Source organism: Dietzia psychralcaliphila (genome assembly GCF_003096095.1).
GTDB lineage: Bacteria > Actinomycetota > Actinomycetes > Mycobacteriales > Mycobacteriaceae > Dietzia > Dietzia psychralcaliphila.
Window position 1 is genome coordinate 668579 of record NZ_CP015453.1, and the last position, 12043, is coordinate 680621.

Consider the following 12043-nt stretch of genomic DNA (forward strand, 5'->3'; position numbering starts at 1 on the left):
CCGATGAACACCACCATCTCGCGAAGGCAACTGTTCCGGGGAGCACTGGCACTGGGCGGGGTGGTCGCGGTCGGTGGATCCCTCGCCGCCTGCACCACCACGGAGACCGGCGGCCCCGAGGCCGGCGGAGGCGGCGGCCTCCTCGAGCGGGCCCGACAGCAGGGCCTGCGGATCGCCATCGGCAACGAGCCGCCCTACACCGAGCTCGCTCCGGACGGCACCGTCACCGGCGCGGAGCCGGACGTCGTCAGGGCCGTCGCCGCGCGGATGGGGATCGACAGGGTCGAGGGCATCGTCTCCGGCTACGACGCGATGATCCCGGGGCTCAAGGCCAACAGGTGGGACACCATCGCCGCGGGGTTGTTCATGAAGCAGTCACGCTGCCGCGAGGTCGCCTACGCCTCACCCGTGATCGTCTCCACCGAGTCGTTCGGTGTGCGGCCCGGCAACCCGGAGAACATCCTCACCATCGCCGACGTCCTGGAGCGGCCGGACCTGCGCGTGGGTGTGGTCCCCGGCGGGTTCGAACAGGGCATCCTCGAGACGGCGGGAGTCGGGGCCGGCCAGATCATCAACGTCACCGACGCCCGCGGCGGCGCCGACGCGCTCAACGCGGATCGTATCGACGCCTTCCTCCTGCCCACGCTGTCCCTGCGCGAGCTCGAGGGCGTCGAGGTCACCGAGCCGATCGAGGACGCCCCCAGCACGGGTTCGTCCGCCGCGTTCCGGACCGAGGACCAGGACTTCCTCGACGCCTACAACGAGGAGCTCGAGTCGTTCAAGACCGAGCCCGAGTTTGCCGAGATACTCGAGAAGTGGGGATTCGACCCCACCGTCGTCGAGGGCGTGACGACCGAGGAACTCTGCGCCGTCGACGGCTGACCGGCGATCGATGGACGCTATCGCCGAATACCTCCCTCTCATCCGGCAGGGCTTCATCACCACCGTCCAGGTGACGGTCCTCGGCGCGGCGCTCGCGCTGGTCGTGGCCTTCGCCCTGGGCCTGGCGCGCCTGTCCACCCACCGCTGGGTGCGCTGGCCGGCGGCGTGCACCGTGGAGTTCCTCCGCGGCACGTCGCTGGTGGTGCAGCTCTTCTGGCTGTTCTTCGCCCTCCCGTTCTTCGGGGTCCAGCTCACCGCCATCTTCGCCGGTGTCCTCGCGCTGGGCCTCAACGAGGGCGCGTACGCCTCGGAGGTGGTCCGCGGGTCCATCGCGTCCCGGCCGAAGGGCCAGACGGAGGCCGCGATCGCGCTCAACATGACGCCCGCCCAGCGGATGCGCCGCATCCTGCTGCCGCAGTCGATCCCGGCGATGCTGCCGCCCATGGGCAACGTCATGGTGGACCTGCTCAAGAACAGCTCACTGGTCTCCCTGGTGACGGTGGCGGACCTGACCTTCAACGCGGGGCTCATCCGGTCCGCCACCGGTGAGACCGCCCTGATCTACGGGATCATCCTGCTCCTGTACTTCGTCCTGAGTCTGGTCATCTCGGTGATCATCGCGCTCCTGGAGCGGCGGTTCTCACCGACCCGTGAGCGCCGGTCGCTGCTCACCGCCCTCACCGGCCGGACGCAGGGGGTGAGCTGATGATCTGGGACAACGCCTTCGCGATCAGCATCATCCCGGACCTGCTCCGGGGGCTGGTCACCACGGTGCAGATCACCTTCGCCGGCATGGCCATCGCGGCTGTCCTCGGGTTGCTCGTGGCCGTGTTCAGATACCTGCGGATCCCGGTGGTCTCGCAGATCCTGGGATTTCTCGTGTACTTCATCCGTGGGACTCCGTTGCTCGTCCAGGCGTTCTTCGTGTTCTACGTCCTGCCGGAGTACGGCGTCACCATGAGCGCGCTGGTCACCGGCATCATCGTGATCGGCGTCAACTACAGCGCCTATACGGCCGAGGTCTACCGGTCCGGTATCGAGGGGATCCCGGTGGGTCAGTGGGAGGCCGCCACGGCCCTCAATCTGCCGGGCGGACGCACCTGGACACGGATCGTCCTGCCCCAGGCGGTGCGACGGGTGGTCCCCCTGTTGGGCAACTACCTCATCCAGATGTTCAAGGACTCGGCCATCCTGTCCGCCATCACCGTCTACGAACTCATGTCCGTGGCCAAGGCGATCGGGCAGTCGGAGTTCCGCTACATCGAACCCTTCACCATCGCGGCGCTGCTCTACCTCGTCGTGAGCGTCCCGTGCACACTCGTCCTACGTCGATTGGAGACCCGCTATGGCACCGTCCACTGAGCTCGGCGAGCCAGGGGAACCGATGGTCCGCTTCGAGAAGGTCAGCAAGAACTGGGGGGAGAACAAGGTCCTGCGGGAGCTCGACTTCACTGTTGCCAAGGGCGAGAAGATCTCGATCATCGGTCCGTCCGGTTCCGGCAAGACCACGATCCTGCGAGTGCTCATGACCCTCGAGTACCCGACCTCGGGACGCGTCCTGGTCGAGGGCGACGAGTTGTGGAACACCGACGTCGCGAGGAAGAGGCCCCGCGAGACCAAGCGGATGAGGCAGATCCGCAGCCGGATCGGCATGGTGTTCCAGCAGTTCAACCTGTTCCCACACATGACCGCGCTGGAGAACGTCATGGAGGCGCCGGTGCACGTGCTGGGCAAGGACAAGGCGACGGCGCGGCAGGAGGCGGAGGAGCTGCTCGCGCTCGTCGGCCTGGCCGACCATTCAGCCAAGAAGCCGCCGCAGCTGTCCGGTGGCCAGCAACAGCGCGTGGCGATCGCCCGGGCCATGGCCACGAAGCCGGACATCATGCTCTTCGACGAACCCACCTCGGCCCTGGATCCCGAGCTCGTGGGGGAGGTGCTCAAGGTGATCCGGGACCTCGCCAACGACTCGACCATGACGATGCTCATGGTCACCCACGAGATGAACTTCGCCCGGGAGATCTCCGACCGGGTGGTGATGTTCGACGAGGGCGTCGCGGTCGAGTCGGCGCCGCCCGCGCAGTTCTTCGACTCGCCCGGCCACGAGCGCACCCGGAGATTCCTCGGCGCTGTACTGGGGTACTGAACGCTCAGCGGGTGACCGCGAGCCCGCTCCGCATCGCCCAGGCCACCGCCTGCGGTCTGGTCGTCACGCCGATCTTGCGGTACGCGTCCCGGATGTAGGTCTTGACCGTGTTGATCGACAGGTAGCACGCAGAGGCGATCTCCTCGTTGGACCTGCCCTGGGCGATCAGCGCGAGCATCTCCGATTCGCGGGGGCTCAGACCCGCCTCGCCGGTCGGCCACAATCCGGCGGAGGCGTACTCGCCGTCGTGGCCGAGTAGCCGGACCTGCTCGCCCGCCGCGACACGTTCGACGGCCCCGACCAGATCCTCACCGGACAGTGACTTGGACAGATACCCCGTGACCCCCGAGGCGAAGGCCTCCTCGACGGCCCGCGGGTCGGTGACGAACGAGTACACGGCCACGGCGCCGATCGTCGGATCGAGGACCATGGACGAGCACCGGGCCCGCCAGTTCACCGGGGAGGCGAAGGTGTCGAACAGCAGGACGTCCACGGGTACACCGTCGCGGGAACCGGGCCCGTTGACCACCACCTCGACCCGGTCGGGGTAGGGGGCGAGCAGCGCGTGCACGCCGGCGATGACCACCGTGTAGTCGTTTACCACCGAAACCCTGACGGCCATCCGCGAATTTTATCAGTTGTGACCCATCCCACCCCTGGGGGTGTGCCGAACAACCTGGCGCGTGCAAGAAGCTGGATCCGACGGGGGGAGAAGCATGACGACCGCTACCAGCAGGATCGACGAACGATGGGCATGGGCCGAGTACGGGATGTGCCAGGACGTGCCGGACCTGTTCTACAACACCGAGGACGAGTCGAAGAGCCTGCGTCGACGCAAGGAGACGGCGGCGAAGAAGCTGTGCGCGCAGTGTCCGGTGATCGACAGGTGCCGCGCGCACGCGGTGGCACACCGCGAGCTCTACGGCGTCTGGGGCGGGATGTCGGAGTCCGAGCGGCACCGTCTCGCCGGCCGCGTCCGCACCGGCTGACAGCCCACCCGGTGCCCGCCTGACCGGCGCCCGGCCCCGTGGGCGCCGGTCAGCGGACCGGGATCGCCACGAGCTTGGTCTCCACGAACTCCTCGATGCCCGTCAGCCCGCCCTCGCGGCCCAGGCCGGACTGCTTGATGCCTCCGAACGGGGCGGCCGGATTGGAGACGATCCCGGTGTTGATGCCCACCATCCCGGCCTGCAGGCGCTCGGACATGGTCATCGCGCGGTCGAGATTCTCGGTCATCACGTAGGAGACCAGGCCGAACTCGGTGTCGTTGGCCATGGCCACGGCCTCGTCGTCGGAGTCGAACGGGATCAGGGCGGCCACGGGGCCGAAGATCTCGGTGGACATCAGGTCGGAGTCGGCGGCCACCCCGCTCAGGACGGTGGGTGGGTAGAAGTATCCGGGGCCCTCGACGCGCGAACCGCCGCACAGCACCTCGGCGCCGCGCTCCACGGCGTCGTCGACCAGCTCGACCACCTTCGTCACGGCCTTCTCCTCGACGAGCGGGCCCACGTCGGTGCCCTCTCGCGTGCCGTCGCCGACGGTCAGGGCGGACATCTTCTCGGTGAGGCGTCGTCCGAACTCGTCCAGTACCGACCGGTGCACGAGGATCCTGTTGGCCGAGGTGCAGGCCTCGCCCATGTTCCGCATCTTGGCTGCCATCGCGGCGCCCACGGCGGTGTCCATGTCCGCGTCCTCGCACACCACGAACGGCGCGTTCCCGCCGAGCTCCATCGATGTGCGCAGCACGCCGCGCGCGCACTGCTCGAGAAGCATGCGGCCGACGGGTGTGGATCCGGTGAAGGACAGCTTGCGGGCGATGCCGGAGTCGATCCACGGCTCCACCACACCGCCCGGGTCGGTGGTGCACACCACGTTGAGCACGCCGTCGGGAAGTCCGGCCTCGCGCAGGACGTCCACCACGTACAACGAGGTCAGGGGGGTGAGGTTGGCCGGTTTGAACACCATGGTGCAGCCGGCGGCGATGGCCGGGCCGATCTTGCGGGTGGCCATGGCCAGGGGGAAGTTCCACGGGGTGATGAGGATGCAGGGGCCGACGGGCTCGTGGGTCACCATGAGCCTGGTCTTGCCGTCAGGCGAGCGGCGGGCGTCGCCCCGGACGCGGCAGGTCTCCTCGGAGAACCAGCGGAAGAACTCGGCGCCGTACGCCACCTCCCCCTTCGCCTCGGCCAGTGGTTTTCCCATCTCCGTGGTCATGAGCAGCGCCAACTCGTCGGCGCGGTCGACTATCAGCTCATACGCCCGGCGCAGGATCTCGGCCCGCTCACGCGCCGGCACCGCGGCCCACGAGGCCTGGGTGCGGCCCGCGCACCCGATCGCGGCGGCGGCGTCATCGGCTCCTCCGTCGGCCACGGTCGCGATTACCTCGCCGGTGGCGGGGTTGACCACCTCGAAGGTGGCGCCGGAGGCGGCATCGCTCCACTGCCCGTCGACGTGGACGCCGGTGCCGAGCGCGGCGATGATGTCGGTGACGGAGCGGGTCATGTGGGCCTCCTGGTGGGCACGGGGTTAAGGGGCACGGGGTTAAGGGGCACGGGGTTAAGGGACACGGGGTTAAACGGCACGGGGTCGGGGCTGTGATCGGGATCAGGGTCGAGGAGTTCGAACAGGTGGAGGCCGGCGCGGCCGGATCCGGTGGTGGGGTCGGTGGCACCGAGGTGGCCGACCTGGGTGGCGCAGGAGAAGCCGTCGGTGAGCACGGGCGCGTCCCGGTCGGCCCGCAGGGCGGGGGCCAGCGCCTGCTCGGCGACGGCGGCGGTCACGGCCTCGTGTCCGGCGGTGAACCCGAAGTCGCCGGCGACACCGCAGCACCCGGTGGCCTCCCGGACCGAGCCCACCCCGAGCGCGGTGAGGGTCGCCCTCTGCACGCGGTTGCCGAAGGTCGCGTACTCGTGGCAGTGGGTCTGCACCGTGACCCGGTCCGGGGCCGTACCGCCGGGCCAGGCGGGGGCACGCCCTTCGCCGGCGAGTCGGCCCAGGTGATCGGCCGCCGACCGGATGCGGGCCGCGACGCGGCGGGCGGTGTCGGCGTCCGGGGTGTCGGCGAGCAGGCGGGGGAGGTCCTCGCGGAGGGTGGCCGCGCAGCTGGGTTCGACGACGACGACGGGGACCTCGCCCCCGTCCGGACCGCGGATCGCGTCGAGGTGCCGGGCGGTCGCACCCATGGTGCGGCGTGCGGCGGAGAGCCTGCCGGTGGTGACGTGGGTCAACCCGCAGCAGTGGCTGGCGCTGCACGCGACGGAGGTGTGCACGCCGCCCAGGACGCGGGCGGCGGCGCCGGCGACCGTGGGGCGCAGTCCGCGGGTGAAGGAGTCGAGGAACAGCACGATCTCGGCCGAGGTCCGCCCTTCCGGATGACCCTGTCCGCGTATCGTCCACACGCTGTCCGGGACGCGGGAGAGTTCGCGCCGCAGCTCGGAGGCGGAGGTGAAGCGCGGCAGGGTGCGGTCCGTCGCGAGGCCGCCCAGTCGTGCGGCGGCCCGGCCGGCGCGGGTGCCGAGCACGGCGTTGAGTGGTCGGGCGGCCCGCGCCGTGCCGCGCAGCCACAGTGGGAGCAGTCCGAGGGAGTAGTGGGCCACGGGCCGGACTCTGCGCCTGTAGCGCCGGTGTAGCGCCTCGGACTTGAAGGCGGCCATGTCCACGCCGGTGGGGCAGTCCGAGGAGCAGGCCTTGCACGCGAGGCACAGCTCCAGCGAGTCCTCGACCGCCGGGTCGTCGATGGGGAGTGTCCCGCGGACCACCTCCTGCAGTACGCGGGCCCGGCCGCGGGTGGAGTCCTTCTCGTCGCCCGTGGCGCGGAAGGACGGGCACATCACGCCGCCGGTGGACGTGCGGCAGCGGCCCACCCCGATGCAGGCCTGGACGGGGTGTGCACCGTCGGCGGAGGTCAGCAGGCCCAGGTCGCGCCTGCCCACCCCGGCGAGGGCGAGGTCGGCGTCGAGTGGCCGTGTGGCGGTCAGCCCGCCCGGGGCGAGGATTCCCGAGGGGTCCCAGATGCGGGCGAATCGGGCGAAGGTGTCCAGCATCTCGGGCGAATACATGACCGGCAGCAGTTCCGAGCGTGCCCGGCCGTCGCCGTGCTCCCCGGAGAGCGACCCGCCGTGGCTCACCGCGAGGTGGGCGGCGTCGGTGCAGAAGGCGCGCATGACGCCCCGGCCCTCCTCGGACCGCAGGTCGAAGCTGATGCGGATGTGCATGCATCCGGCGCCGAAGTGCCCGTACATGACTCCGGTGAGGCCGTGCCGCCCGAGCAGTCCCCGGAAGTCGTCGAGGTAGTCCGCCAGGCGCTCGGGGGCGACGGCCGAGTCCTCCCAGCCGGGCCAGGATTCGATGGTCGCGCCGGTCGCGGGGTCGGTGAGCCGCGAGCTCAGCCCGGCGCCGTCCTCGCGCACCCGCCACAGGTCCGCGCGGGCCACCGGATCCGTCACGACGAGAGCCTCGACCGCGTGGCCGTCGCCGGTGAGGTCCGCGGCGAGTCCGGCCACCCGGTCGTCGAGCGTTCCGGCCCGCGAGCCCGACCCGTCGTCGGCGTCGGCGTTGGCGTTGCCGTCGCCGTCGTCGTCGAGTTCCACGAACAGCCACGCCCTGCCCGCGGGGAGGGCGGCCACGGCGTCGGCGCCGCGCCGCTCGCGCATGGTCTCGACGATCACCTCGTCGATCCCCTCGACAGCGGTGGGGTGGTGCCGCAGGATCGCGGGCACGTCCCGGGCGGCGTCCACGACGTCCGCGTAGCCCACGACCAGCAGTCCGGTCCGGGCGGAGCGGGGTACGGCGCGCATGGTCGCGGCGGTGACCACCGCGCAGGTGCCCTCGGAGCCGACGAGGGACCGCGCCACGTCGAATCCCTCCTCGGGCAGCAGGTGCCGTAGGTGGTAGCCGGACACCTGGCGGGGCAGCCGTCCGAGTTCGGTGCGGATGGCGGCCAGGTGGTCGGCGGCCAGGTCGCGCAGCTGCGCGGTCAGGTGCTCGGCACGTGCGGTCGCCGCCGCGTCCGACGGGTCGGTGGCCTCGATGCCGCTGCGGGTGGCGGTCAGGCGCAGGCCGTCGGCGGTGACGATCCGCAGCGACTCCACGTGGTCCGCGGTCCGGCCGTGGCGCACCGAGTGGTTGCCGCAGGCGTCGTTGCCGATCGCTCCGCCCAGGCAGGCGCGGGACTGGCTGGAGGGGTCGGGGGCGAAGGTCAGCCGGGAATCGGTGGCGGTGTGGACGGCCGCGCGCAGGGCGGTCAGGACGCACCCGGCCTCGGCGGTGACGGTCCGGGCGCCCTCGTCCACCCCGAGGACCCGGTTCATGTGCCGCGACAGGTCCAGCACCAGGCCGGTGCCGATCGCGTTGCCGGCCATGGACGTCCCGCCGCCGCGCGCGGTGGCCGGCACGCCCAGCCGGTGGCACACGGCCAACGCGGTGGCGACCTCGGCCTCCGTCCGCGGGAACAGGACGGCCGCCGGCACGACCCGGTAGTTGGAGGCGTCATAGGAGTACTCGGCGATCCGGCGGGGGTCGGCCTCGGGCGCCAGACCCGCATCCACGAGCGCCGCCACCAGCGCCTCGACGGGCGCCTGTCCGGCGTCAACCGACGCGGCGACGCGGGAGGTCATGCGGCCCCGTCGCACACCCGGTGGACCGCACGGGTGAACCTCTCGACGCCGGCGTCCACCTCGTCCGCTGTCACCACCAGGGCCGGGATGAGGCGAACCACCGAACCCGTGGGACCGCAGGTGAGGGTGAGCAGGTCCTCGTCGACGCACGCCTGCTGCACGGCGCCGGCCAGGCGCGCGGCCTCCACCGCTCCTACACTGCCGGCGGGCGCGGTGGGGTCGCCGAACTCGACGCCCAGCATGAGCCCGGTCCCGCGGATGTCGCAGATCTCGCCCACGTCGCCGAGGCTACGCCGCAGTCCCTCGAGGAGCTGGGTTCCGCGCTCGGCCGAGTTGGCCACCAGGCCTTCCCTCTCCACCACTCCCAGGGTCGCCACGCCGGCCGCGGCCGCCACGGCGTTGCCGCCGTAGGTGCCGCCCTGGGATCCGGGCCAGGCCTTGGCCATGATCGCCTCGGGCGCGGCGATCGCGGAGATGGGGAAGCCCGAGGCGATTCCCTTGGCGGTGATGATGATGTCCGGGACCAGGCCGTCGGTGTGCTGGTGGCCCCAGAAACGGCCCGTGCGCCCGATGCCGGCCTGGACCTCGTCGAGCACGAGCAGCGCACCGGTCCGGTCGGCGCGGTCGCGCAGTCCCTGCAGGTAGCGCGGCGGGGTGGCCATGTAGCCACCGTCGCCGAGCACCGGCTCGATGAGGAACGCCGCGATCTCGCGGGCGTCCACGCGGGAGGCCATGAGGTAGTCCAGCTCGGCGAGCGCGAAGTCGATCGCCTCGTCCTCGCTCCACCCGTGGCGCAGGGCGTGCGGGAACGGGGTCATCACCACGCCGCCCATGAGGGGGGAGAAGCCGGCGGAGAAGCGCGTGCCGGCGGTGGTGAGGCTCGCCGCGGCCACGGTCCTGCCGTGGAAGCCGCCCTGGACGGTGACGATGTTGGGCCGGCCGGTGGCCATACGGGCCAGTCGGACCGCGGCCTCGACCGCTTCGGATCCCGAGTTGGCGTAGAAGACCGAGTCGATCCCCTCCGGCAGGTGCTCGCCCAGTTTCTCCGTGAGTTGCAGCAGCGGCTGGTGCATGACGGTCGTGTACTGCGCGTGGATGATCTTCCCGCACTGCTCCCGCGCGGCCTCGACCACGTCGGGGTGGCAGTGCCCGGTGCTGGTCACGCCGATTCCGGTCGTGAAGTCGAGGTAGGCGCGGCCGTCCGTGCCGTGGATCCACGAACCGAGTGCGTGGTCCACCACGACGGGTGTGGCCTGCTTGAGGTGGGGCGACAGGTGCGCGGTCATGAGGCCAGTCTGTGACCGATCCCGGCAGATTGTCAACAATCAGACGATGTGTGGGGGTTCCGGACCGGTCGCGCTACGGTGTGTCCATGACGCAGCCCCACCGGGACCCGGGCGCCCGACCGACAGTCGTCCTCCTCACCGCCGACGGCGTCGTCCCGCCCACCCACCTCGAGGAACTCCGTGGACTCGCCGACGTGCGCGAGTGCACCGCCGACACCCTGGCCGAGGCGCTACCGGGCGCCGAGGTCCTGTTCGTGTGGGACATCTTCTCCGGCGCGCTGGCCTCCGCCTGGCACGCCGCCGACGCGCTGCGGTGGGTCCACGTGGCCGCCGCCGGGGTCGACGCGCTGCTGTTCGACGGGCTCCGGGACTCCGACGTCGTGGTCACCAACGCCCGCGGCGTGTTCGACGGCCCCATCGCCGAATACGTCCTGGCCTGCGTTCTCGCCCACGACAAGCAGCTGCACCACACCGAGAGGCTGCAACGCGCCGGCGTGTGGCGCCACCGCGAGACCACCCGGGTGGCGGGACGCCGCGTACTCGTCGTGGGAACCGGGGGGATCGGACGGGCCACCGCGCGGCTGCTGAGGGCGGTGGGGACGGACGTCCGTGGGGCGGGGCGCCGACCATCCGACGACGACGAGGACTTCGGCGTCGTCCTGGACTCGGCCCGACTGGTCGAGCACCTGGGCGACGTCGACCACCTGGTCATGGTGGCCCCGCTGACCGAGGCGACGCGCGGGATGCTGGGGGAGGCCGAGTTGGCCGCGCTCCCGGACGGCGCCCACGTGATCAACGTGGGCAGGGGCCAGCTCGTGGATCAGGACGCGCTCACGCGCGAGATCGCCGCGGGCAGGCTCTCGGCGCACCTGGACGTCCTCGTCGTCGAACCGCTCCCCGACGGCGACCCACTGTGGACCCTCGACGGCGCGCACGTCAGCCCCCACATGTCGGGCGACGTGGTGGGCTGGCGGGACACCCTGTCCGAACAGTTCCGGGACCACCTGAGCACGTGGGCGCGCGGCGGAGTGCCCGGCCCGGTGGTCGACAAGAGTCGGGGGTACGTGAGCGGCTGATCGAGTGCGTCTACAGGATTCGTCGACAGGGTGCGTCTACGGGGCACCCAGCCCCAGCCCGAGGGCGGCCTCGGTGAACGCTTCGACGAAGGCGTGCAGCGGCCGGCGGCGGTCGTCCCGCTCGCGGTAGGCGATCGAGACGGTCCTGGTGAGGGCGTCGCTCAGCGGAAGCACGTCGACGTCCGCGGGGGAGGTGCTCAACCCGAGGTCGGAGGCCAGTGTCACGCCGAGGCCGGCGGCGACGAGTGCGAGTGCCGTCGACTGCTCACCGGCCTCGTGACGGATGTGCGGCTCGAACCCGGCCTCCCGGCACGCGATCCGCACCGCCCTGCCGAAGTGTGAGCGCGGGTGGGCCAGCACCCAGGGCTTGCCCTCGAGGTCGCGTAACGACACCTCGCCGGCGTCGATCGACCCGCGGGGGGCCACGAGGTGCAGCGATTCCACGGCGATGGGCGTCCGGGTGAGTTCGGGGACCCGAGCCATCGGATAGCTGGAGTAGTCCAGGACGAAGGCCAGGTCGAGTGAGCCGTCCCGGACCGCGCCCGTGGTGTCCTCCGGGGCGAGCTCGCGGCTCCGCACCTCGATCCCCGGGTGGTCCCGCGCGAGCACGTGGATCCCGGCCGGCAGGAGTGTCGAGGCCACCGACGCCCACACCCCCGCCGTGAGAGTGGTCCCGACCCCGGCCCGCGCCGATTCCATCGCGTGACCGGCGTCCTCCACCGCGGCCAGGATGGTCTCCGCGTGCCCGGCCAGGACCAGCCCGGCATCGGTGAGTCCGATCCGCCGGCCGCGCCGCTCGAACAGCGGGGTCCCCGCCTCCCGTTCGAGCAACGCGAGCTGCTGTGACACGGCGGAGACCGTGTAGTCCAGCGCCCCCGCGACCGCGGTCACGGTCCCGCGCCGCTCCAGTTCGCGGAGCAGTCTGAGTCGGTGTAGTGACGGCTCCATGGACCCGAGCGTAGGGCCTGACCGGGGACAGTGCAGAAAAAGTGAACGGTCGGGTCCATCGATTCTCGCTGGACCGGCGGCCGTGCGCTGTCC

At 71.3% G+C, this 12043-nt stretch carries 11 protein-coding genes; 6 read left to right on the forward strand and 5 right to left on the reverse strand.

Annotated elements, in window-relative coordinates; genetic code table 11:
• The first annotated feature begins 3 nt into the window (after window positions 1-3).
• The 4 genes from ehuB to A6048_RS03000 are packed head-to-tail and all read left to right on the forward strand — an operon-like array spanning window position 4 to window position 3025.
• Window positions 4-882 carry an ectoine/hydroxyectoine ABC transporter substrate-binding protein EhuB gene (gene ehuB, locus A6048_RS02985; protein WP_107748886.1) on the forward strand — a complete coding sequence of 293 codons (879 nt, stop codon included), beginning with the start codon at window positions 4-6 and terminating at the stop codon, window positions 880-882.
• A 10-nt stretch (window positions 883-892) separates the two neighbouring features.
• Window positions 893-1588 (forward strand): ectoine/hydroxyectoine ABC transporter permease subunit EhuC, encoded by a 696-nt coding sequence (ehuC, locus tag A6048_RS02990; RefSeq protein WP_107748885.1) that lies wholly within the window; start codon window positions 893-895, stop codon window positions 1586-1588.
• The gene (gene ehuD / locus A6048_RS02995) at window positions 1588-2244 is read left to right on the forward strand and encodes an ectoine/hydroxyectoine ABC transporter permease subunit EhuD (RefSeq protein WP_107748884.1); all 657 of its coding nucleotides are present in this window, start codon (window positions 1588-1590) and stop codon (window positions 2242-2244) included. The genes ehuC and ehuD overlap by 1 nt, the downstream gene beginning before the upstream one ends.
• 22 nt (window positions 2245-2266) lie before the next feature.
• Window positions 2267-3025, forward strand: coding sequence for an amino acid ABC transporter ATP-binding protein (locus A6048_RS03000; protein WP_107748963.1), 759 nt, complete (start codon window positions 2267-2269; stop codon window positions 3023-3025).
• Window positions 3026-3029: 4 nt separating this feature from the next.
• Here the strand turns inward: A6048_RS03000 and A6048_RS03005 are convergent, their stop codons facing one another.
• On the reverse strand, window positions 3030-3629 hold the full coding sequence (locus tag A6048_RS03005) for a helix-turn-helix transcriptional regulator (protein ID WP_244911049.1): 600 nt from the start codon (window positions 3627-3629) through the stop codon (window positions 3030-3032).
• A 112-nt stretch (window positions 3630-3741) separates the two neighbouring features.
• On the opposite strand from A6048_RS03005, the gene A6048_RS03010 reads away from it, so the two are divergent.
• Window positions 3742-4014 carry a WhiB family transcriptional regulator gene (locus A6048_RS03010; RefSeq protein ID WP_107748882.1) on the forward strand — a complete coding sequence of 91 codons (273 nt, stop codon included), beginning with the start codon at window positions 3742-3744 and terminating at the stop codon, window positions 4012-4014.
• A 49-nt stretch (window positions 4015-4063) separates the two neighbouring features.
• On the opposite strand, the gene A6048_RS03015 is transcribed toward A6048_RS03010, so the two are convergent.
• The 3 genes from A6048_RS03015 to A6048_RS03025 are packed head-to-tail and all read right to left on the reverse strand — an operon-like array spanning window position 4064 to window position 9926.
• Window positions 4064-5527 carry an NAD-dependent succinate-semialdehyde dehydrogenase gene (locus A6048_RS03015; protein ID WP_107748881.1) on the reverse strand — a complete coding sequence of 488 codons (1464 nt, stop codon included), beginning with the start codon at window positions 5525-5527 and terminating at the stop codon, window positions 4064-4066.
• Window positions 5524-8640, reverse strand: a complete 3117-nt coding sequence (locus A6048_RS03020; protein ID WP_244911050.1) for an FAD-binding and (Fe-S)-binding domain-containing protein — start codon at window positions 8638-8640, stop codon at window positions 5524-5526. The genes A6048_RS03015 and A6048_RS03020 overlap by 4 nt, the downstream gene beginning before the upstream one ends.
• Entirely contained in the window at window positions 8637-9926 is a 1290-nt protein-coding gene (locus tag A6048_RS03025) for an aspartate aminotransferase family protein (protein WP_107748880.1), read from the reverse strand. The genes A6048_RS03020 and A6048_RS03025 overlap by 4 nt, the downstream gene beginning before the upstream one ends.
• Before the next feature lie 86 nt (window positions 9927-10012).
• On the opposite strand from A6048_RS03025, the gene A6048_RS03030 reads away from it, so the two are divergent.
• Complete coding sequence (locus tag A6048_RS03030; RefSeq protein ID WP_107748962.1) at window positions 10013-11002, forward strand: D-2-hydroxyacid dehydrogenase; 990 nt, start codon at window positions 10013-10015, stop codon at window positions 11000-11002.
• 36 nt (window positions 11003-11038) lie between these two features.
• Here the strand turns inward: A6048_RS03030 and A6048_RS03035 are convergent, their stop codons facing one another.
• Window positions 11039-11950: a LysR family transcriptional regulator gene (locus A6048_RS03035; RefSeq protein ID WP_107748879.1), complete on the reverse strand. Its 912-nt coding sequence runs from the start codon at window positions 11948-11950 to the stop codon at window positions 11039-11041.
• Window positions 11951-12043: the final 93 nt, after the last annotated feature.

Bases quoted from the DNA above. Each gene is read 5' to 3' on its own strand.
- ehuD (WP_107748884.1), top strand. From the start codon at position 1,588: ATGATCTGGGACAACGCCTTCGCGATCAGCATCATCCCGGACCTGCTC.
- A6048_RS03035 (WP_107748879.1), bottom strand. From the start codon at position 11,950: ATGGAGCCGTCACTACACCGACTCAGACTGCTCCGCGAACTGGAGCGG.
- A6048_RS03020 (WP_244911050.1), bottom strand. From the start codon at position 8,640: ATGACCTCCCGCGTCGCCGCGTCGGTTGACGCCGGACAGGCGCCCGTC.
- A6048_RS03010 (WP_107748882.1), top strand. From the start codon at position 3,742: ATGACGACCGCTACCAGCAGGATCGACGAACGATGGGCATGGGCCGAG.
- ehuC (WP_107748885.1), top strand. From the start codon at position 893: ATGGACGCTATCGCCGAATACCTCCCTCTCATCCGGCAGGGCTTCATC.
- ehuB (WP_107748886.1), top strand. From the start codon at position 4: ATGAACACCACCATCTCGCGAAGGCAACTGTTCCGGGGAGCACTGGCA.
- A6048_RS03025 (WP_107748880.1), bottom strand. From the start codon at position 9,926: ATGACCGCGCACCTGTCGCCCCACCTCAAGCAGGCCACACCCGTCGTG.
- A6048_RS03030 (WP_107748962.1), top strand. From the start codon at position 10,013: ATGACGCAGCCCCACCGGGACCCGGGCGCCCGACCGACAGTCGTCCTC.
- A6048_RS03015 (WP_107748881.1), bottom strand. From the start codon at position 5,527: ATGACCCGCTCCGTCACCGACATCATCGCCGCGCTCGGCACCGGCGTC.
- A6048_RS03000 (WP_107748963.1), top strand. From the start codon at position 2,267: ATGGTCCGCTTCGAGAAGGTCAGCAAGAACTGGGGGGAGAACAAGGTC.